The organism is Streptomyces sp. NPDC007929 (assembly GCF_042959065.1).
In the GTDB taxonomy this organism is placed as follows: Bacteria; Actinomycetota; Actinomycetes; order Streptomycetales; family Streptomycetaceae; genus Streptomyces.
In genome coordinates this window covers 340,502-361,243 of record NZ_JBIBKD010000002.1, presented here as the reverse complement: position 1 = coordinate 361,243, position 20,742 = coordinate 340,502, and the positions used below count along the sequence as shown (strand labels likewise).

Sequence of the window (20,742 nt, the reverse complement as noted above, 5' to 3'; positions counted from 1 at the left end):
CCCGGTTGGCCCGCAGCTCTGCAAAGCCCTGATAATCACCGGGAACTAAGAACACACAAACTGTCCTGGCGTGGGCCGACAGGGTGATGGGGAGAAACCATGCACCGCCCGGGCAGTTGACCAGAACGCTCCGGAGGACGGGGTTTCCTCAGAAAGGACTGGTCAGTGATCAAGAAGGTTATTGCCACCGCGGCGATCGCCGCTTCCGTCATGGGAGCCTCCGCTGCCGCGGCCCCGCAGGCGCTGGCTGTCGGCGACGACAGCGGTCCCACGGCCGTGAACGGCAACGGGGCGATGCAGAGCTTCGGCAACTCGTCGACCTACGGCAACATGAGCCCCCAGATGGCGCTCATCCAGGGCTCGTTCAACAAGCCCTGCATCGCCGTGAACGACCTGCCCATCGGCGTCGGCGCGCTCATCGGCGTCCCGATCCAGGACATCCCGATCCTGTCGGACCACCAGCAGCAGCAGTGTGCCGAGAACTCCACCAACGCCAAGCGCGACGGTGCACTGGCGCACCTGCTGGAGGACGTGTCGATCCTGTCGGCGAACGGCGACTGACGCGAGCGGCAGCACCGGGACCAGGGGCGGGCCGTCGAGCGGGTGCTCGGCGGCCCGTCCTCGTCGTGTTCAGCGCCCGTCGGCGTACAGCGCCTCGATCTGCTCGGCGTACGCGGCCGTCGCCGCCTTGCGCTTGACCTTCAGGGACGGGGTCAGCAGCCCGTTCTCCTCGGTGAAGTCGCCCTCGACGAGGGTGAAGGCGCGGATCGACTCGGCGCGCGAGACGGCCTCGTTGGCGTGGTCCACGGCCCTTTGGACGTCGGCGCGCAGGCGTTCGTCGCGGACGAGATCGGACATCGGGGTGTCGGCGGGGAGTTTGCGGACCGCGAGCCAGTGGGCGAGGGCCTCGGGGTCCAGGGTGATGAGGGCGGCGACGTAGGGGCGGTTGTCGCCGACGACGAGGCACTGGCCGACGGGCGGGCGGCTGCGCAGGCGGTCCTCCAGGACGGCCGGGGAGACGTTCTTGCCGCCGGTGGTGACGAGGATGTCCTTCTTGCGGCCGGTGATGGTGAGGTAGCCGTCCTCGTCGAGGGAACCGAGGTCGCCGGTGGCGAACCAGCCGTCGTCCAGGACCTCTCCGGTCGCGTCCGGGTTGTTCCAGTAGGAGCCGAAGACGATGCCGCCCCGGATGAGGACCTCGCCGTCGTCGGCGATACGGACGGCGGTGCCGGGGACCGGCAGGCCGACCGTGCCGGGGCGGGGGTCCAGGGGCGGGACGATGGTGGCGGCGGCGGTCGTCTCGGTGAGGCCGTAGCCCTCGTAGATCAGGATGCCGGCGGCGTAGAAGAAGAGGTTGAGGTCGCGGTCGAGGGGGCTGCCGCCGCTGATGGCATAGCGCGTGCGGCCGCCGAGTTCCTTGCGGATGCGGCGGTAGACCAGCAGGTCGTACAGGGCCCACGCGGCCCACAGGCCCGGGCCGGGGCCCTTGCCCTTCCCCAGGAACCTGTCCATGTGGGCCGCGCCGAAGCGGACGGCGATGCGGTGGGCGCGCTCGAAGGAGGCGCCGCGGCCGAGCTTCTCGGCGGTGGCGCGGCCGGTGTCGTGGATCTTCTCGAAGAGGTACGGGACGCCGACCAGGAAGGTCGGGCGGAACGCCTTGAGGGCCGGGCGGAGTTCGTCGGGCTTGATGCTCGGGCAGTGGCCGATCTCGATCCGGGCCATCAGACAGGCGATCTGGAGGGTGCGGCCGAGGATGTGGGCGAGCGGCAGGAACAGCAGGGTGGAGGCGGTCTCACCGGTGACCTCCTTGAACAGGGGGTGCAGCAGTTCGACGGTGTTGCCGGCCTCGGCGTGCAGGTTGGCGTGGGTGAGGACGCAGCCCTTGGGGCGTCCGGTGGTGCCGGAGGTGTAGCAGAGGGTCGCCGTCGCGGCGGGGGTCAGGGCCGTGCGGCGCTTGGTGACCTCCTCGTCGGTGACGTCCCGGCCGAGGACGGTGAGTTCGTCGAGGGCGTCGTCGTCGAGCTGCCAGATCCGCGGGGGTTCGGGGTGGGCCGCCGTGCCGGTGCGGACCGTGGCGGCGTTCTCCGCGGTCTCGGTGACGACGTGGCGGGCGCCCGAGTCGCGGACGATCCACTCCACCTGGTCGGCGGAGGAGGTGGCGTAGACGGGGACGGTCTGGCCGCCGGCGGACCAGATCGCGAAGTCCAGGACCGTCCACTCGTAGCGGGTGCGGGACATCACCGCGACGCGGCCGCCCGGTTCGAGGCCGGCGGCTATCAGCCCCTTGGCCACGGCGGTGACCTCGCGAGCGAAGGCCGCCGCCGTGACGGGGTGCCAGGTGCCGTGCCGTTCACGGCGCAGGACCACGGCGCCGGGAGCCTCGGCCGCGTTGGTGAACGGGATGTCGGCGATGCTGCCGGTCGTCGGGCGGGGTGCGAGGGGAGCCACGCGGGCCTCGCGGACGATGCCCCGCTCGTCCTTCACGGTCTCGGCTCTCGTGCGCATCGCCAGGTCGGCGCGCTGCTTCGCCCGTTGCAGATCCTTGCGTACGCCCATGACGGCTCCCGGTCGCGGATGAGGCTGACGTGCTGCCGTACTTACTTACTCCGGAGTAAACTTACCCGGAAGTAGGCACAGGTCAATGGCCGCGGATCACATCAGGCGCTTCGCGGTGGCGATCGCCTCGGCGAGCCCGCGGATCTCCTCGCTCTCCGTACTGTCGGCCAAGTCGTCCGCGTGGTCGGCGAGTTCACCGAGCCGAGGGGTGTCGGGCAGGCCGCTCGCGCCGCGGCCGAGGGCGTCGGCGAAGTAGGCGGCGGTGGCGGCGGTCCGCAGACCGCGGCCCGCGCTCCACACGGAGTCGCCGAGAGCGTCGGCCTCCAGGTCGCCGGTCTCCTCGTGCGGGTCGCGGGTCTCGGGGTCGAGCCAGCGGACCGTGGCGGTGGCGAGGTGGCCCTCGGCGCCGGGCGCGGTGCGTACGGCGTACAGGGCGGTGACGGTGTGGCCGGGGCCCACCTCGCCGCCGTCGACGCGGTCGTCGCGGAAGTCCTCGTCGGCGACCCGGCGGTTGTCGTAGCCGACGAGGTGGAACTCCTCGACCGTCTCGGGGTCGAAGGCGACCTGGGCCTTGGCGTCGCGGGCGGTGAGGTCGACGTTGCGCGGGAGCTGCTGGGAGAAGACCTTGCGGGCCTCGTCGGAGTCGGACACGTAGACGGTGTGGCCGTCGCCCTTGTCGGCGAGCCGCTCCATGAGGGCGTCGCCGTAGTCGCTGCCGACGCCCACGCCGAAGAGCGTGATGCCGTGCTCGCGGCGCTCGCCGGAGACGCGCTCCAGGATGCTGTCGGCGTCGGTGTCACCGGTGTTGGCGAGGGCGTCGGAGATGAGCACGACCCGGTTGGTGGCGCCCTCGCGCAGGCCCTCGACGGCTGTCTCGTAGCCGGTCTCGACACCGGCGCCGAGGTTGGTGGAGTCCTGGGTGTCCAGGTCGGAGATGGCGTCCTGGATGTCGTCGCGGTTGCCGTCGAGACGGGTCATCGGCAGGACGGTCTCGGCCTCGTCGCTGAAGGTGACCAGCGCGACCGAGTCGTCGTCGCGCAGCCGGTCCGTCATCACGGAGAGGGACTCCTGGGCGAGGTCGAGGCGGCCCGGCTCGGCCATGGAACCCGAGACGTCGATGACGAAGGTGAGGGCGGCGGGCGGGCGTTCGCCGGTGGGCCCGGTGGTGCGGGTGGCGAGGCCGACACGGACCAGGGACCAGTCCTCGTCGTCGGTGCGGGCACCGTCCACGGTGACGGAGAAGCCGTCGCCGTCGGGGCGGTCGTAGTCCTGGCGGAAGCTGTTGACGAACTCCTCGGGGCGGATCGTCGACGGGTCGGGCAACCGGCCGTCGGCGAGGGAGCGGCGGGCGTAGTCGTAGGAGGCGGTGTCGACGTCGAGGGCGAAGGTGGAGAGGTGGTCGGGGTCCTCCCGGCGCTCGTACCGCTCGTCGCCGTCCTGGCTCTCGGCGGGGGCGGGCTGGCCCGCGCTGTAGTCATGGCGGCCGGCCGTCTTGCCGCCGTCGCTCGTGTCGGCGCTCCCGCTGCACGCCGTGAGCAGCAGCCCGCTCGTCGCCGTGAGCGCGAGCAGCGCCGTTCGTGCCCGGAACCTCTGCATCGTCCGTACCCCCTGTATCCGTTGACGCCGGCTTCTTGTGACTGTGACGGCGCGGGAGGTGAGAACGTGCGGTACGAAGCGTTGCGGAAGTGTCTCGAAGCGGCCACGGGGACCGCCCTTCGAGACCGGTGGGTGATCTTCCGTTGACCTAGGAGACGACGTCCTTGCGGGCGAAACCGCGGAAGGCCAGGGCGAACAGCACGAGTGCGTACGTTACGGAGACGGACGTGCCCTGGATCATGTCCGACCACTCCAGCTGGGGCCGGACGGCGTCGAGCCAGGCGTACTGCCAGTGCGCGGGCAGGAAGTCACGCCAGTCGCCGAGGGCCGTCACCTCGTCGAGGACGCTGCCGATGATGGTCAGGAACACCGCGCCGCCGACCGCGCCGAGCGGGGCGTCCGTCCGGGTCGACAGCCAGAACGCGAGGGCGGCGGTGACCAGCTGGGACACCATGATGTACGCGACGACGATCAGGATGCGCTGGGCCGCGGTGCCGGTGGACAGGCTGCCGCCGGTGGGGAGTTCGAGCGGGCCCCAGCCGTAGGCGGCCGTGCCGACGGCGAGGGCGACGACCGGGAGCAGCACCATCGCCGCGAAGCTCAGGGTGAGTCCGACGGCGAGCTTGGACCACAGCAGCCGGGCCCGGGGCACCGGGGCCGCGAGCAGATAGCGCAGCGAGGACCAGCCGGCCTCGGAGGCGACGGTGTCGCCGCAGAACAGGGCGACGGGGATGACGAGCAGGAATCCGGCCGCGGAGAAGAGGTTGACCGCCGCGAAGTTGGCCCCGGAGGCGGTCGCCGTGTCCATGAGGTTGACGCGGTTGTTGTTGCCGCCCGGGTCGCCGCCGACCTGGAAGGCGATGAGCAGGATGAGCGGCAGGGCGACCAGCACACCGCCCATGACCATGGTGCGGCGCCGCTTCAGCTGCCGGACCAGCTCGACGCGGAAGGGCAGGGTGCGGCCCGCGCGGTAGCCGTCGGCGACCTCGACGGGCGGCTCGGCGAGCGTGCTCATGCTTCGGCTCCGATCAGGGTGAGGAAGGCGTCCTCCAGGCGGCGGTGCGGGCCGACCGAGCTGACGGCCACGTCCAGCCGTACGAGGTCGGCGACCAGGCGCTGCGGGGTGCCGTCGGCGTCGAGCCGGACCAGGAGGCCCTCGTCGGTGCGCACGGCGGAGGCGACGCCGGGCAGGGCGGTGACCTTCTCCAGGACCGGCTCGTCCACCGGTGTGGCGGTGCCGACGAGAAGGGTGTCGCCCGAGCCCACGATGTCCGCGACCGGGCCCGCCTGGACGAGCTGCCCGTGGTCCATCACGACCAGGTGGGTGCAGGTCTGCTCCACCTCCGCGAGGAGGTGGCTGGAGACGATGACCGTACGGCCGGCGGCGGCGTAGCGGATCATCACCTCGCGCATCTCGCGGATCTGGGGCGGGTCGAGTCCGTTGGTCGGCTCGTCGAGGATGAGCAGGTCCGGCAGGCCGAGCATGGCCTGGGCGATGGCGAGGCGCTGGCGCATGCCCTGGGAGTAGGTGCGCACCGCGCGGGCGAGGGCGTCGCCCAGGCCCGCGATCTCCAGGGCCTCCTCCAGATGCGCGTCCTCGGCGGGGCGGCCGGTGGCGCGCCAGTACAGCTCCAGGTTCTCCCGGCCGGACAGGTGGGGCAGGAAGCCCGCGCCCTCGACGAAGGCACCGACGCGGGACAGGACCGGGGCGCCCGGGCTGATGGCGTGACCGAAGACGCGGACCTCGCCGCCGTCGGGGCTGATCAGGCCCATCAGCATGCGCAGGGTGGTGGTCTTGCCCGCTCCGTTGGGGCCGAGCAGGCCGAGGACCTGGCCCTTCTCCACGCGGAAGGAGAGGTCCTTGACGGCGTACCGGTCGGTGGACTTCGCGTACCGCTTGGTGAGGTCGGTGATCTGGAGCGGGACGTCGGCGAGCGCGGGGTCGGGCGGGGCGGGGGCGGCGGTGCGGCGGCGGCCCGTGACGATCAGGGCCGCGGCGATCACGGCGCCGGCGAGCGGCAGCCACCACACCCAGGCGGGCAGTCCGCCCTGGGTGTCGCGCTGTCCGAGGGCCGACGGGACCGACAGGTCGCCCTTGAGGGAGACGGTGTACGTGGCCGGGGTGACCGGAGAGGCGTAGCCGAGGTCCGTCGAGGCGAGGACCAGGCGCAGCCGGTGGCCGTCGTCGACCTCGTGGTCGATCGCCGGGAGGGTGAGGGTGACGTCCTTGCCGGCCTTGGCGCCCTCGACCCTCAGGGGGGTGACGAGCTGGGAGGGCAGCACCTGCCGCATGCCGCCGCCGGGGCCGACGTCGTAGAGCTTGGCGAAGAGCACGGCGTCGTCGCTGGTGGACTTCACATGGACGGTGGCGGTGGGCGAGCCGGTGATCTGGACGTCGTCCCGGAAGGGCTTCGACTCGAACGCGGCGAACTGGCCGGGGAAGTCCAGGGAGACGCCGATGCCGAGCGTGGACAGCTGGCTGAGGCCGCCCGCGCCGCCGAGGCCGGGCAGGGCGGAGATGCCGGGCGGGCTGGCGCCGGGCGGATTGTCGAAGCGCTGCTCGCGGCCGGCCAGGGCGATCGAGCGCTGGTCGGCCTCCAGGCCGGGGTAGCGGTCCGAGGTGACGCCGGTCAGGCGGGGTTCGCCGTCGCCGGAGCCCTGGCCGAGGGTGCGGGTGACGCGGAAGGCCGGGCCGGTGTCGGCGCTCTTGTCGTCCTTCAGGTAGCGGTCGAACCAGGAGGTGACGCGGGCTTCGACCCGGCCGGTCTCCATGTCGCCGCCGTCGTGGCCGCCGGCGATCCAGTCGACGTCGACGGGGGCGCCGTTGGCGCGGATCACCTTCGCGGCCCGGTCGGCCTGGCCGAGCGGGAAGAGGGAGTCGGACTGGCCCTGCATCAGCAGGGTCGGCACCTTGATGTTCTCGCCGACGGCGGACGGGGAGCGCTCCTCCAGCAGCTTGCGCGCCTCGGCGTCGGGCTCGCCCGACTCGGCGACCCGCTCGTACATCCGGCACAGCGCGGGCTCGAACTTCTCGCAGCCGCCGCCGGAGTTGACGAAGATGCCGGCCCAGAGCTTCTTGAACACGCCGTTCGGGAAGAGGGCGTCGGCGAGGTTCCAGTACGTGATCGCCGGGGCGATGGCGTCGACTCGGCCGTCGTGGCCCGCCGCGAGCAGGGCTATCGCGCCGCCGTAGGAGCCGCCGGCCATGCCGACGCGGGGGTCGCCCTTCTTGTCGAGCTGGACCTGGGGCCGCTCGGCCAGCCAGTCGATGAGCCGGGAGACGTCGGCGACCTCGCCCTCGGGGTCGTTGAGGCCGATCTTGCCGTTGGACTTCCCGAAGCCGCGGGCGGACCAGGTCAGTACGGCGTAGCCGTCCCGGGCGAGGTCCTCGGCCTGCTGCCGTACGTCCTTCTTGCTGCCGCCGAAGCCGTGTCCGAGCAGGACGGCGGGGCGGCGGCGGTCCGCGCCGGAGGTGAAGAAGGAGGTGTCGATGCGGATGCCGTCGCCGGTGGGCAGGATCCGGTCCTCGCGGTGGACCCGGGGCGGCTCGTCGTCCGCGACGGCGGTCCAGGTGCCCGCGCCCGCGAGGACGACGACGGCGGCCCCGGCGGCGAGGAGCCTCCGGGGCCTCCGAAGCAGCCCGTTCAGTGCGGGCAGTCGAAGATCCATGCGTCAACGGTACGGGGTGAAGCTGTCGATGAGTTGTCGACCGGAGGCCGAATCCCAGGCCATCCCAGGGGAGTACGAGGGGCCGTCGGCGTACCGCATCCGCAGTACGGAGATCACAGCCGCCTTTACGACAATGATCCCGGCAGCCACATAGGCACCGACGCAAGAATGTCCGGAAAATACCCTGGGAGAGTCATTTCCTCACTGCCATGCTGTGCGGCACCCGAGTGCCCGTTGAGCGAAAGCGGGAAAATCCATATGCCAGGTGGCAGCTCCCTGCCGGGTTCAGGACATCTCGACGACCGCCAGCACCGGATACATCGAAGCCCGCTGCTCTTCACGGCACCTGTCGTACTGCTCACCGCACTTGTTTTCATGACCGTCTGGGCGATGGTCATGGGCAACCTGCCTCAGGCAGTCAGGCAGGAGTGGCCCTGGAGGCTCGCCCTGCTCGATCAGGAGGCTCTGGGAAGCCTCCTCGCCGTGGCACTCGGCTGCGTCTTCGCCCGTGCTCAGTATGCACAGACGGTAAGGCCGGTCATCGGCTGGAGAGGCAAGGTGAGCAGTAACAGGACCGGCATGAGCAGCAAGCTCGTCTGGGTCGTCGAGATTCGCAGCGGTGGCACACACAACGCTGTGGCCGCAAGCGTCGAGTACTACGTCCAACCACGGGGTGCGGAAACCCTTCCCGCTGATGTGCCGTGGCACGGCTACCAGGCGGCCATCGAGGAATTTGAGTCGCTGGGGCTGCAGATCGGCAAGGACTTTGACATCAACCCACTGGGCTCCGGATTCCCCCTCAGCGCTGCCACCGACAAAGGCCTGTATGCAGCCTGTCTTTCCATCGGCGCGATTTCCGTGCTCGACAATCTGTACATCCGGTTACGGGTGACTGACGGCGTAGGTGATACTCATGAGCGAATCCTCCACTGTCTCCGTGGAGCCGAAGTCGAAATACGCAGCGCCCTGGCCACTGACGAGTCCTGAGCAGAACTCCCCGCACAGGCCGCGGGGCTTTCTCCAAGACGTGCGCCCCTCACTGGGTTCGGAGGTGAGTGACCGTGACCCAGGCTGGACCGTCACGTTCGATTCCTGTATCTGAACCTGGCGTCGGTTCCCCCGAGCCGGCCTTTCGGCAGTTCGTCGTCAAGGTGCACAGCCGTTGCGATCTCGCCTGCGACCACTGCTATGTCTACGAGCACGCTGACCACAGCTGGCGCGATCGCCCCCGGGTCATGGCGCGCGACGTCGTCGCCAGAACCGCTGGGAGAATTGTCGAGCACGCAGCCACCCACCGCCTGGACACCGTGCACGTGATCCTGCACGGCGGCGAACCCCTTCTGGCTGGGCATGTGCGACTGCGCTGGATGGCGGAGGAGTTCCGCTCCGCGCTCGACGGTCACTGCCGCCTGGATCTTCGGATCCAGACGAACGGCGTGCGTCTGGACGAACACTTCTGTGAACTTTTCCGGGAGTACGGCATCAGGGTAGGTGTGTCCGTCGACGGCGATAGGACGGCGCACGACCGCCATCGGCGCTTCGCGGACGGGCGCGGCAGCCACGACCGTGCCCTGAGGGCCGTCCGGCTCCTGCAACAACCCGGCCACCGCGGCTTGCTCGCAGGGCTTCTGTGCACGATCGACCCGGAGAACGACCCCCTGCGAACCTACTCGGCCCTGCTCGAGCTGGATCCCCCAAGGATCGACTTTCTGCTGCCGCACGCCACCTGGGACACACCACCCGCTCGCCTCGAGGCGAGCGCAACGCCGTACGCGGACTGGCTGATCGCCATCGCCGACTACTGGTTCGCCACCGAGTGTCCCGTTCCGGTGCGGCTCTTCGATTCCTTACTCAGTCTCATGGCCGGTAGCCCCTCGCTCGTGGAGTCGACAGGAATCACTTCGGCCGATCACGTGGTGATCGAGACGGATGGTGCGTTCGAGCAGACGGATTCTCTCAAGACGGCGTACCACAGAGCAGCCGCAACAGGCATGACCGTCTTCTCACACAGCCTGGACGAAGTGGCCGACCACCCCGGACTGCGAAAGCGCCGGCGTGGCCTTGCGGATCTGTGCTCCACCTGCCGGTCGTGTCCGGAGGTGAAAGTGTGCGGCGGAGGACTGTACGCCCACCGATTCCGAAGGCAGAGCGGATTCGACAACCCCTCCGTCTACTGCCGTGACCTGATGAAACTGACCTCCTATTTCCGAGACCGGTTCCGGCTCCTGAAGCAATCCCAGCACGCCGGCCGAAAAGGGGCATGATGCGGACACTCCACAGCCGCCCACAGCCGCCCGTCATCGATGAGGCCACCCTCACTCAGGAGTTTCGCGCCCTGGGCATCGGCCCGGGGGAAATCCTGCTGACCCACTCCTCGCTGCGAAGCGTGGGCCCCGTGCGAGGCGAGAGCCGAGCGGTGGTACGTGCACTCCGTGCGGCGCTCGGTCCTGACGGCACACTCGTCGTTCCGGCCTTCACGCCGGAGAATTCCGATACATCGCGCGCCTACCGGCAACGCATCGAGGGGTGCACCGAAGAACAGGTCGAGGAACTGCGCAGGAGCATGCCGCCGTACGACCCTCGACGCACGCCGGCCCCGTCGATGGGCAGGCTCGCCGAAGAGGTGAGGACACTTCCGGGGTCGCTGCGCAGCGACCACCCTCAGACTTCTTTCGCGGCCGTCGGTCCGCTCGCCCGTGCGATCGTGGCCGGCCACTCCCCCGACTGCCACCTCGGCGAACGGTCCCCGCTGGCACGCCTCTACGAAGAGAAAGCCAAGGTGCTGTTCCTCGGGGTGGGATTCGCCTCCTGCACCGCATTTCACCTGGCCGAATACCGTGTTTCAGACCGGCCGATGCAGGAGTACCACTGCGTCGTGCGGGTCCGGGGCGAACGCACCTGGTGGAGCTACACGGATGTGGCGCTCGACGACACCGACTTCGCCCTGCTGGGCTCGTCGTTCGAGCGAAGCGCGACGTCTGTCACAGCCGGCGCGGTCGGAAGAGCCGCAGCCAGGCTCTTCCCCCTCAGGGACGCCGTCGATTACGCGGTGGCATGGATGACCGCTCACCGGCCGAACCGGTGACCACAAGCCTGATCGCCGAGACCGTCAGTCCTGTGTGTCCTCCGGTACCGACACCAGCCAGCGCGTCTTCCTGCGCGGGCGCAGGTACAGGGCCCAGTACAGGGTCGCCGCCGCTGTGATGCCGCCGGTCCAGAGCAGGTACGTCGTCTCCTGCTCGCTCAGGATGTAGAGCAGGACCACGATCAGCAGGAGCGGGGCCGCCGGCCACAGGGGCATGCGCCAGGCGGCTGTGTGCTTGTGGTGACCCCGGCGGGACAGCAGCGCGGCGATGGCGACCAGCAGGTACATGCCCGTCACCGAGACGCCCGTGACGCCGTAGAGGGTGTCCAGGTTCACGAAGCACAGGACCGCGCCGGGGACGCCCACGGCGAGGGTGGAGACCCAGGGGGAGCCGAAGCGGCCGAGGCGGGAGAAGAGGGCGTTGACCGGCTCTGGCCAGGCCTTGTCGCGGGCCGAGGCGAACAGGACGCGGGAGTTCTGGATGACCATGACGATCCCGGCGTTGATGATCGCGAGGGCCACGCAGAGGCTGACGAACGTACCGACGGCCGAGTTGGACCAGGCGGTGACCATGGTGGAGATGTCCCCGCCGGTCAGGGCGGCGAGGTCCGGGGCGCCCAGGGTGATGGCGGCGACCGGGACCAGGATGATCACGGTGGAGATGGCGAGGGTGGCGAGGACGGTACGGGCCACCGAGCGGCGCGGGTTCTCCAGCTCCTCGGAGAGGTAGACCGCGGTGGAGAAGCCCTGGGTGACGAAGAGGGCGATCGCGAGGCCGGAGACGACCAGGAGGGCGGTGACGGTGTCGGGGGCGCCGCTCGGGGCGGCCACCTACATCGACACCAGGCTGCCGGGGCCGCGCTCGGCGTGGCTGAAGCCCAGGACCGCGACCACGGCCGCCGCGATGACCTCGAGGACCAGGAAGACTCCGGTGATCCAGGCGTTGGCGCGCAGGTCGAGCAGACCGGCCAGGGTCGCGAGGAGCATCACGGAGGCGCCGGTCCAGGACGGGTCGAGGTGGCCGAGGGGGGCGAGGTAGTCGGCGGTGCCCATCGCGATGACCGGCGGGACGATCATCACGACCAGCAGGGAGAGCACGAACACCAGCCAGCCCGCGAGACGTCCGGCCATCGTGGAGACCATGGCGTACTCGCCGCCGGCGCTGGGGATGAGGGTGCCCAGTTCCGAGTAGCAGAACGCCACCGCGACGCAGAGCAGCGAGCCGATGGCGATGGTGAGGGCGGTGGCGGTGCCGAGCGAGCCGAAGAGATCGGGGACCACCACGAACAGCGTGGAGGCGGGGGTCACGCAGGAGAGGGTGAGGAGGGTGCCGCCGACGACTCCGATGGAGCGCTTGAGCTTGTCGGGGTGATGGTCCGGCGCCTGCGCGACGTCTGTCTCGACGGGGCGGAGCGTGTCGGTCATGCGGCGGTTCCCATCGGCTCGGCGGTGAACTGCGCAGCATCACACCCCGACGAAAGCAGCACGTCAATGGCTGTCCACCTACGAAATCCGCAGCAGGAGCACGCTTTCGCTGCGGTTTTCGGCAGCGAAGGTCGATGGGGACAAGGCGGGGGCTCCCTGCGGTAACCGCAGGGAGCCCCCGAAAAACTCTGCCCGCTCCCGCTTCCCCGCAGCAGGAGACCGCCAACGGACAGCAGCTGGTCGTGCTCCGACACGACGCCCCGGTGCGGGTGCCGGGGGTCGTCACTAGGCTCCGGCGCATGACTGACTTCGTGCAGGTATCCACAGCGACGGAGACCCGTGAACAGGCGGTCGAGCTGGCCCGATCGGTCGTACAGGGCAGGCTCGCCGCAGGTGCGCAGATCATCGGTCCCGTGACGTCCGCGTTCTGGCACGACGGCGAGTTCGGCACCGGCGAGGAGTGGCAGCTGCTGCTCAAGACCCAGCAGAGCCGGTATGCCGAACTTGAGGCGCACCTGCTCAAGCATCACCCGTGGCAGACCCCGGAGATCGCGGCCGTGCCGATCGTCGCGGGGTCTCAGGCCTGCCTGCGGTGGCTCGCCGCGAATACCACGCCGGCCGAGTAGCTCAGCCGCGCGCGCTGTCCAAGACGTCGACGACCGCGGGAAGTGCCTTGTGGTCGCTGAGCCGCTGGAGGAGGGGCGCGAGTCGCTGTCGTGGGCGCACGGATGCCACGCCGGAGGCAAGGTCGAGCGCGCGGCCTGTGACCGCGGCCGCCTGCTCGACCTCCCCGGCCGTCAGGTAGGAGGCGGCGAGCCACGAGAGGTAGAGGCTCTTGTCCCGGGCGTGGGTGTCGTCGTACCGGGCGAGCGCGGCCTCAAGCACGGGAACCGCCCGGAGGGGCCGGTGCAGTTCCGTCCAGCACCTGCCCGTCATGATCTCCAGTTCGGTCTGGTCCACCCACGTCACCCAGTCCGGTTGCTGGGCGCCGTCGACCTCGGAGAGCGCCAACTGAGCCGCTGCAAGGGCGCGCTCGGTCTCGCTGTCGTTGCCCGCCACAGCGTGCGCCCAAGCGAGGCGCTCGTACAGCAGCGCACGCACTCCGGGAGCGGCGCCGGGGCCTGCCGTGTCCACGGAGCGGGAGGCGATGGCGATGCTGGCCTTCCGATCGCCATGGGTGGTCTGGTAGGCGAGGAAAGCGAGGGCGTTGCCCGCCAGTTCGGCGTCCCCTGCGTCGACCGCGGCCTTGTGACTCGCCTCGTACAGCCCGGTCGCGTCCCGGTGCTGACCGCCGTCGAAGGCTGCCCAACCGGCCTGCTGCGCCTGCTCGGCGAGCACGGACAGCAGGGCCCGGCCGGTGGGCTCGGTGTACGTGGCATCGCGCAGGAGCGCCTTCGTGGACTCGTACTCGCCGAGGTAGACCTTGTACGTGTCGCCGCCGCCGAGGACGTCATCAAGGCGACGCAGCCGCGCCGTCCTCGCCCGCAGCCTGCCGGGGCAGTCCCTCCCGATCCGGCTGCCCGCGGTGGGGCGCATCAGCTCCGGCAGACCAACGGCGAGCCCAGCCGCGGCCGAGGCTTTGAAGAACCTCCTGCGCTGCACTTCCCCTCCATCTGCGTCGATGCCATGGCCATATGTGGATGGTGCACGGCGCCGTGAGGCCGCTTCCCACGGGCGAGGGGCCAGGCCGAGCATCTGCCCCGGGATCCGTAGGGCATCAGCGATCTGCGCGATCTTTTCGAACGTTGTCACGCTTCCCTGGCCGCGCGCCAGGAGGCCGACGCGGTCCGGCTTGATGTCGCACTCAGCAGCGATCCTCGAGAAGCTGAGCCCAGCCTCGGAACGCGCCAGACGGAACACCGTGCCGAAGTCGTGCGCCGTCAGCGCGGATTGCATGTCCGCCCGCTCAAGAAGTGGGCGCGGCAGTGCGGTTGGTGGTTCGTAACCCGTCATCAGAGGCCCCGTCACACCGTGTGTCTCGCTGCAGGAGGAGCAGCCTACCCATCATGGGGATACCCCCGGGCGGGAAGCGAGCAGCGGAAACGGGCTGGCAGGTTGAGGTGCTCAGACCCCGGCGGCCTGGCAGGGCCCCGGGGCGTGATCAACGCCGCTGAGGAGCGCCGACGCCATGCGAGCTACAGCCCGAACGCCCGATGCCGAAGAGCGGCCGGACGTACCGTCGATGCGCGAGGCCACGCACCGCGTCCTCGGCCGTGACAACGCCCCGGAGGCCGTACCGCCTGCCGGGGATGAGCTGGACGCCCTCACCACCGCTCTACGCGGCCACATCGAGCGGCTGGCCCCCGAGGTCGAGCACGCAGCCGCTCGGCTGCCGGAGAACAGCCCCACCCGCTACGCGGCCCGTGCCTGCGGCAGCGAGGCCGGCGGCGAGCTCCGCGCCCCGGAGCTCGGCTCTTCCGCCCCGGCCGGCGACATCATGTACGCCCGGAGGCTCGCCCGGGTCCTGGCCGCTCTGTGCGACGAGTACGAGACCGTCAGCGCAGGGATCGAGGAGACGCCGGAGCAGCGGGCGTTCGTGCAACTGGCGGAGCACTGCCTACGGTGCTCGACGTGCCGGGCAGTCGACGGGCAAGGCGCGCACGCCGGACTCCCCTGCGAGGAGGAGAGCAGGCTGTACGAGGAGTACCGGGCTGCTCGGGCCCGCACTGCTGCCGCCCGCCTCAGCCGGCCCGGATGCGGTACGGAGGTCACACCGTGACCGGTAACCAGCCGCGGCGTGAAGGTCGGCTTCGAGGGGTTGCCGCAGCGTCAGTACGGCCTCGGCCTGAACGGGCAGCAGCTCTCGTTCCTCGGCTTGGTTCTGTCGATGTTCGGCATTAGGCATGTTCGGCAGACGATCGCCGTCGGGACCGCCTGAGCGGCTGCGTCCCCGCTGCGGCCCCTACGCTGCACCGTCGTTGGACACCAACAGCACCAGCGATCGGAGACCCTATGGCAGGCATCGAGTTCGAAGCGAAGGCCCTCCACGTCGACCCGACGAAGATCGCCCGGCTCATCACCGAGGCCGGCGGCACCTGCACGACCGACACCCGCCTCATGCGGCGATACGTGTACGACACCATCCCGGCCGTCCTCGGCCGGTGGGTGCGGCTACGCGACACCGGAACCGACGTCACCCTGTGCGTAAAGCAGATCAGCACGGACGCCGTCGACGGGACCCACGAGACCGAGGTGACCGTCGACAGCTTCGAGGAAGCCGCCGCGCTGCTCCAGCTCACTGGCCTGACACCGCGCAGCTACCAAGAGAATCGGCGCACCTCGTACACCCTCGGCGCCGTCCGCCTGGAGGTCGACGAGTGGCCGCGCATCCCTCCCTACCTGGAGATCGAGGCCGACAACGAAGCACAGGTGTGGGCGGCCGCCACCGCGCTGGGCATCGAACGTGACCAGCTCACATCGATCAACACCACGAAGGTCTACGGCCTGTACGGCATCGACCTGGACTCCATCGCCGACCTGCGCTTCGAGTAGGCCGGCGCCTGCGACACCGGCCGGGGTACCGCGCCCCGGCAGGCCCGGAGAAGGGGGCACCATGCACGACCTGAGCGACGTGCCGGTTGAAGTGAAACCGGATCGCACCCTGCGCGTGAAGATCATCGACGCGTGTGGTCTCGCCTGCTCGTTCTGCCACAACGAAGGAACACCCGTCGCCGCACCGGGCAGCACTGGACGCGTCTCCCTCTACCTCCGCTCCAACGGCGCCGACTTCCTGCCCGCCCGGATCGCCGCCGACACGGACTTCGCTACGGCCCTCGCCGCTGTGCGCGGCAGCCTCCCGACGAACGAGGTGCACTTCACCGGGGGTGAGCCGACACTGCATCCGGACCTGCCCGGCCTGATCACCATCGCCCGGCGCCTCGGCCTCACCGTCGGGCTCACCTCGAACGGCGAGAACGGCGCCGCGGTCCTGCCCGCGGCAGCGGCAGCCGGCCTCGACCGCATCAACCTGTCGGTGTTCGGCACCACCCCAGCCGAGCTCGCCGCCGTCCAGGCCCCGCGCCTTGCCTCACCGAAGCTCGCCGAGCGCAAGCTGACAGCCCTCGACGCCACGATCGAGACTGCGACCGCGCACGGCATCAAGGTCTCCGCCAACATCGTGATCCCGGGCCGAGACCACGTAGACCGCGTGCTCCGCATCATCGAGCGGCACGGCTGCTCCGTCGTGGTCCGGATGCTCGTATCGCTGGAGGACGGAGGCGCCTCCCTGGCCGCCATGCAGGACGTCGTCGACCACCTGGGCGCCGTCCCGGTCCGCCGCATCATCACGGCAGGGGCGTCCGATCAGCGGGTGCGATACCGCCTGCCCGACGGGCGCACGCTGTACGCGAAGAGCATCCGGGCCGTGCGTCTTCCCGAAACGTGCGCCAACTGCCGATTCAACAACCCCGACGACTGCCAGGAGGGGTACTACGGGGTCCGGCTTTACCGCGCTGTGGACGGCCCGTTCATGGTCGGCGTGTGCATCCAGCGCATGGACCTCTGCCTGTCGCTCGGCGAGTTCGTGATGAGCCAGCGCTGCCGCGAGGTGGCGGCCTTCCGTGACGACGAGGCGGCGCGGCTGTCCCGGCTGCACGCCACGCCGGCAGCAACCGGCGGACCGCACCCCGGCTGACCACCTCACGGGGCCACTTCATGGTGCGGCCGACGAACGGCATCCCGCTGCCGGACGTGGTGCTGCACGCCTTCGTGCGTATCTGAAGGTGTTCCGGGCGGACCGCGACGCCCTCTGACCGTTGATCCGCAGGTCAGAGGGCGCGTAAAGGGGATGCTCAGTGGTTGCGCGGGAAGCCCAGGTCCACGCCCGCCGGGGCGTCGGCCGGGTCGGGCCAGCGGGTGGTGACGACCTTGCCGCGGGTGTAGAAGTGCGTGCCGTCGTTGCCGTAGATGTGGTGGTCGCCGAAGAGCGAGTCCTTCCAGCCGCCGAAGGAGTGGTAGCCCACCGGGACCGGGATCGGGACGTTCACGCCGACCATGCCGGCCTCGACCTCCAGCTGGAAGCGGCGGGCCGCGCCGCCGTCCCGGGTGAAGATCGCGGTGCCGTTGCCGAACGGCGAGGCGTTGATGAGGTCCAGCGCCTCTTCGTAGGTCTCGGTGCGCAGCACGGTCAGCACCGGGCCGAAGATCTCGTCCTGGTAGGCCTTGGCGGACGTGGGCACCTTGTCGAGCAGCGAGATGCCGATCCAGTGGCCGTCCTCGTGGCCGTCGACGGTGAAGCCGGTGCCGTCCAGGACGACCTCGCAGCCCTCGGCCGCGGCGCCCTCGACGTAGGAGGCGACCTTGTCGCGGTGGACCTTGGTGATCAGCGGGCCCATCTCGGACGTCGGGTCGTTGCCCGGGCCGATCTTGATCTTCTCGGCGCGCTCGCGGATCTTCTCCACCAGCTCGTCGCCGATCGAGCCGACCGCGACGACCGCGGAGATGGCCATGCAGCGCTCGCCGGCGGAGCCGTAGGCGGCCGAGACGGCGGCGTCGGCGGCCGCGTCCAGGTCGGCGTCGGGCAGGACCAGCATGTGGTTCTTGGCGCCGCCGAGGGCCTGCACGCGCTTGCCGTTGGCGGAGGCGGTGGTGTGGATGTAGCGCGCGATCGGGGTCGAGCCGACGAAGGAGACGGCCTTGACGTCCGGGTGCTCCAGCAGGCGGTCCACGGCCACCTTGTCGCCGTGGACGACGTTGAAGACGCCGTCGGGCAGACCCGCCTCGGACAGCAGCTCGGCGATCTTGATCGAGGCCGACGGGTCCTTCTCGGACGGCTTCAGCACGAAGGTGTTGCCGCACGCGATGGCGAGGGGGAACATCCACATCGGCACCATGGCCGGGAAGTTGAACGGGGTGATGCCCGCGACGACACCGAGCGGCTGGCGGATCGAGGAGACGTCGACGCGGCTGGCGACCTGCGTGGACAGCTCGCCCTTCAGCTGCACGTTGATGCCGCAGGCCAGGTCCACGATCTCCAGGCCGCGGGCGACCTCGCCGAGGGCGTCGGAGTGCACCTTGCCGTGCTCGGCGGTGATCAGCTCGGCGATCGCGTCCCGGTTGGCGTCCAGCAGGGCCCGGAACTTGAACAGGATCGAGGTGCGCTGGGCCAGCGAGGACTGGCCCCAGGTCAGGTAGGCCTCCTTGGCGGCGGCGACCGCGGCGTCCACCTCGTCGACCGAGGCGAACGCGACCTTCGTCGTCACCTCGCCGGTCGCCGGATCCGTCACCGGCCCGTGCGTGCCCGAGGCGCCTTCGACGGTCTTGCCGCCGATCCAGTGGTTGACGATCTTCGTCATGGCCCAGAACTCCTTCACAGATGGCGGCGTCGGGTGGAGACGTGCCGTTCGTACAGCTCACGTGCCTTGACCGCGGACGGCCGTGTCGCGGTCTCGGCCACGGGTACATCCCACCAGGCCTGGGCCGGAGGCGCGCCCGACACTGTGTCTGCCGTTTGGGTCTCGACGTAGACACATGTGGGAGTGTCGGCCGCCCGGGCCTCGGCGAGGGCCTCGCGCAGGTCCCGTACGGTCTTGGCGCGCAGCACGCGCATGCCGAGGCTGGCCGCGTTGGCGGCGAGGTCCACGGGCAGCGGCCGACCGGTGTACGAGCCGTCCTCGGCGGGGTAGCGGTAGGCGGTGCCGAAGCGCTCGCCGCCCACCGACTCCGACAGGCCGCCGATGGAGGCGTAGCCGTGGTTCTGGATGATCAGGACCTTGATCGCGACACCCTCCTGCACGGCCGTGACGATCTCCGTCGGCATCATCAGGTACGTGCCGTCGCCGACCAGCGCCCACACCGGCCGGTCGGGAGCGGCCAGCTTCACGCCGATGGCGGCCGGGATCTCGTAGCCCATGCAGGAGTAGCCGTACTCCAGGTGGTACTGGTCGCGGGACCGGGTCCGCCAGAGTTTGTGCAGGTCGCCGGGGAGGGAACCGGCCGCGTTGATCAGGATGTCCGAGGCGTCGGCGATCTCGTCGAGGGCGCCGAGGACCTGCGGCTGGGTCGGGCGGGTGTCCGGTTCGTCCACCTCGTAGCAGGCGTCGACGCGCTGCTCCCAGCGCTCCTTGTCCTCGGTGTACTCGGTGGCGTAGCTGTCGGCGACCCGGTGCTCGTGCGTCCGGAGGGCGCCGGTGAGCTCATCGAGGCCGCTGCGGGCGTCGGCGACCAGGGGCTGCCCGGCCAGCTTGTGGCCGTCGTAGGGCGCGATGTTGAGGTTGAGGAACCGGACGTCCGGGTTGCTGAACAGCGTGCCGGAGGCGGTGGTGAAGTCGGTGTAGCGGGTGCCGACGCCGATCACCAGGTCGGCGGTGCGGGCGAGTTCGTCCGCGGTGGCGGTGCCGGTGTGGCCGACGCCGCCGACGTCCTGGGGGTGGTCGTGGCACAGGGAGCCCTTGCCGGCCTGGGTGGAGGCGACCGGTATGCCGGTGGTCTCGGCGAACTCGGCGAGGGCCTCCTCGGCGCGGCTGTGGTGGACGCCGCCGCCCGCGACGACCAGGGGCCGCTTCGCCGCGCGGACGATCCGTACCGCCTCGGCCAGCTCCGCCGGGTCGGCGCCGGGCCGCCGTACGGTCCAGACGCGCTCGGCGAAGAACTCCTCGGGCCAGTCGTACGCCTCGGCCTGCACGTCCTGGGGCAGGGCGAGGGTGACGGCGCCGGTCTCGACGGGGTCGGTGAGGACGCGCATCGCGTTCAGCGCCGAGGGGATCAGGGCCTCGGGCCGGGTGACGCGGTCGAAGTACCGGGACACCGGGCGCAGGCAGTCGTTGACCGACACATCGCCCGCGTACGGCACTTCGAGCTGCTGGAGGACCGGGTCGGCGGGGCGGGTCGCGAAGATGTCGCCGGGCAGCAGCAGCACCGGCAGGTGGTTGACGGTCGCGAGGGCGGCGCCGGTGACGAGGTTGGTGGCGCCCGGGCCGATGGACGTCGTGACCGCGTGCGTGGACAGGCGGTTCGACTGCCGGGCGTAGCCGACCGCCGCGTGCACCATGGCCTGTTCGTTGCGGCCCTGGTGGTAGGGCATCTCCTCGGCGTACTCCAGGAGCGCCTGGCCGATCCCGGCGACGTTGCCGTGGCCGAAGATGCCCCAGGTGGCGCCGATGAGCCGCTGCCGGACGCCGTCGCGTTCGGTGTACTGGGCCGCCAGGAAGCGCACGAGCGCCTGGGCGAGGGTCAGTCTCGTCGTCGCGGTCATCGGTGTCCCTCCCTCTGGGTGGTCACGGATACGCACCGGCCACGACGGACGTTCACGAGGCGGGGCCGCGTACGGCTCGGGTGGGGAACCTCCGGCGCGGGGCCGTAGCGGGCGGGGAGTTGTCGCTCGCTCTTCGCTCCTGCCAAAGCAAAGCGGCCTCCCGCGCCGGAGGCGATCTGGGGGTGGAACTCCTGGTCCGGGGTGCGCACACAGGTCATGA

Annotated in this window: 16 protein-coding genes and 2 pseudogenes; 9 read left to right on the top strand and 9 right to left on the bottom strand. The window is 70.3% G+C overall.

What is annotated here, in order from left to right; all coding sequences use genetic code 11:
- The first annotated feature begins 165 nt into the window (after window positions 1-165).
- On the top strand, window positions 166-561 hold the full coding sequence (locus tag ACFZDE_RS06450) for a rodlin (protein ID WP_381441188.1): 396 nt from the start codon (window positions 166-168) through the stop codon (window positions 559-561).
- A gap of 69 nt (window positions 562-630) precedes the next feature.
- Here ACFZDE_RS06450 and ACFZDE_RS06445 read toward each other — a convergent pair whose 3' ends face one another.
- The 4 genes from ACFZDE_RS06445 to ACFZDE_RS06430 form a co-directional block, all read right to left on the bottom strand.
- Complete coding sequence (locus tag ACFZDE_RS06445; protein ID WP_391197943.1) at window positions 631-2,556, bottom strand: AMP-binding protein; 1,926 nt, start codon at window positions 2,554-2,556, stop codon at window positions 631-633.
- Between the two features lie 96 nt (window positions 2,557-2,652).
- On the bottom strand, window positions 2,653-4,152 hold the full coding sequence (locus ACFZDE_RS06440) for a von Willebrand factor type A domain-containing protein (protein WP_391197940.1): 1,500 nt from the start codon (window positions 4,150-4,152) through the stop codon (window positions 2,653-2,655).
- Between the two features lie 148 nt (window positions 4,153-4,300).
- The gene (locus tag ACFZDE_RS06435) at window positions 4,301-5,167 is read right to left on the bottom strand and encodes an ABC transporter permease (protein ID WP_391006279.1); all 867 of its coding nucleotides are present in this window, start codon (window positions 5,165-5,167) and stop codon (window positions 4,301-4,303) included.
- Window positions 5,164-7,821 carry a CocE/NonD family hydrolase gene (locus ACFZDE_RS06430; protein ID WP_391197937.1) on the bottom strand — a complete coding sequence of 886 codons (2,658 nt, stop codon included), beginning with the start codon at window positions 7,819-7,821 and terminating at the stop codon, window positions 5,164-5,166. The genes ACFZDE_RS06435 and ACFZDE_RS06430 overlap by 4 nt, the downstream gene beginning before the upstream one ends.
- Before the next feature lie 258 nt (window positions 7,822-8,079).
- Between ACFZDE_RS06430 and ACFZDE_RS06425 the strand changes: the two genes are divergently transcribed.
- The 3 genes from ACFZDE_RS06425 (at window position 8,080) to ACFZDE_RS06415 (ending at window position 10,906) form a co-directional block, all read left to right on the top strand.
- A complete protein-coding gene (locus ACFZDE_RS06425) occupies window positions 8,080-8,808 on the top strand; it encodes a hypothetical protein (RefSeq protein ID WP_391197934.1) in 729 nt (242 codons plus the stop codon).
- A gap of 74 nt (window positions 8,809-8,882) precedes the next feature.
- Window positions 8,883-10,085 carry an FxsB family cyclophane-forming radical SAM/SPASM peptide maturase gene (locus ACFZDE_RS06420; protein ID WP_391197931.1) on the top strand — a complete coding sequence of 401 codons (1,203 nt, stop codon included), beginning with the start codon at window positions 8,883-8,885 and terminating at the stop codon, window positions 10,083-10,085.
- Window positions 10,082-10,906 carry an AAC(3) family N-acetyltransferase gene (locus ACFZDE_RS06415; RefSeq protein ID WP_391197929.1) on the top strand — a complete coding sequence of 275 codons (825 nt, stop codon included), beginning with the start codon at window positions 10,082-10,084 and terminating at the stop codon, window positions 10,904-10,906. The genes ACFZDE_RS06420 and ACFZDE_RS06415 overlap by 4 nt, the downstream gene beginning before the upstream one ends.
- 24 nt (window positions 10,907-10,930) lie before the next feature.
- On the opposite strand, the pseudogene ACFZDE_RS06410 reads toward ACFZDE_RS06415, so the two are convergent.
- Window positions 10,931-12,331: pseudogene (locus ACFZDE_RS06410) on the bottom strand (APC family permease).
- Window positions 12,332-12,630: 299 nt separating this feature from the next.
- Between ACFZDE_RS06410 and cutA the strand changes: the two are divergent.
- Window positions 12,631-12,957, top strand: a complete 327-nt coding sequence (cutA, locus tag ACFZDE_RS06405) for a divalent cation tolerance protein CutA (RefSeq protein WP_391197926.1) — start codon at window positions 12,631-12,633, stop codon at window positions 12,955-12,957.
- Window position 12,958: 1 nt separating this feature from the next.
- On the opposite strand, the gene ACFZDE_RS06400 is transcribed toward cutA, so the two are convergent.
- Window positions 12,959-13,933: an XRE family transcriptional regulator gene (locus ACFZDE_RS06400; RefSeq protein WP_391197924.1), complete on the bottom strand. Its 975-nt coding sequence runs from the start codon at window positions 13,931-13,933 to the stop codon at window positions 12,959-12,961.
- 526 nt (window positions 13,934-14,459) lie between these two features.
- Here ACFZDE_RS06400 and ACFZDE_RS06395 point away from each other — a divergent pair.
- The 4 genes from ACFZDE_RS06395 to ACFZDE_RS06380 all read left to right on the top strand — a co-directional run bounded on the left by ACFZDE_RS06395 (window position 14,460) and on the right by ACFZDE_RS06380 (window position 16,964).
- The gene (locus tag ACFZDE_RS06395; protein ID WP_391197920.1) at window positions 14,460-15,050 is read left to right on the top strand and encodes a DUF6415 family natural product biosynthesis protein; all 591 of its coding nucleotides are present in this window, start codon (window positions 14,460-14,462) and stop codon (window positions 15,048-15,050) included.
- An 18-nt stretch (window positions 15,051-15,068) separates the two neighbouring features.
- The gene (locus tag ACFZDE_RS06390) at window positions 15,069-15,209 is read left to right on the top strand and encodes a hypothetical protein (RefSeq protein WP_391197917.1); all 141 of its coding nucleotides are present in this window, start codon (window positions 15,069-15,071) and stop codon (window positions 15,207-15,209) included.
- A 74-nt stretch (window positions 15,210-15,283) separates the two neighbouring features.
- The gene (locus tag ACFZDE_RS06385) at window positions 15,284-15,823 is read left to right on the top strand and encodes a CYTH domain-containing protein (RefSeq protein ID WP_391197914.1); all 540 of its coding nucleotides are present in this window, start codon (window positions 15,284-15,286) and stop codon (window positions 15,821-15,823) included.
- 61 nt (window positions 15,824-15,884) lie between these two features.
- On the top strand, window positions 15,885-16,964 hold the full coding sequence (locus ACFZDE_RS06380) for a radical SAM protein (protein WP_391197911.1): 1,080 nt from the start codon (window positions 15,885-15,887) through the stop codon (window positions 16,962-16,964).
- 157 nt (window positions 16,965-17,121) lie between these two features.
- Here the strand turns inward: ACFZDE_RS06380 and mmsA are convergent, their stop codons facing one another.
- The 3 genes and pseudogenes from mmsA to ACFZDE_RS06365 form a co-directional block, all read right to left on the bottom strand.
- Window positions 17,122-18,624 carry a CoA-acylating methylmalonate-semialdehyde dehydrogenase gene (gene mmsA, locus ACFZDE_RS06375; protein ID WP_391006287.1) on the bottom strand — a complete coding sequence of 501 codons (1,503 nt, stop codon included), beginning with the start codon at window positions 18,622-18,624 and terminating at the stop codon, window positions 17,122-17,124.
- A gap of 14 nt (window positions 18,625-18,638) precedes the next feature.
- Window positions 18,639-20,522 carry a 3D-(3,5/4)-trihydroxycyclohexane-1,2-dione acylhydrolase (decyclizing) gene (iolD, locus tag ACFZDE_RS06370; protein WP_391197909.1) on the bottom strand — a complete coding sequence of 628 codons (1,884 nt, stop codon included), beginning with the start codon at window positions 20,520-20,522 and terminating at the stop codon, window positions 18,639-18,641.
- Between the two features lie 71 nt (window positions 20,523-20,593).
- Window positions 20,594-20,701: pseudogene (locus tag ACFZDE_RS06365) on the bottom strand (5-deoxy-glucuronate isomerase); the annotation flags it as partial.
- Window positions 20,702-20,742: the final 41 nt, after the last annotated feature.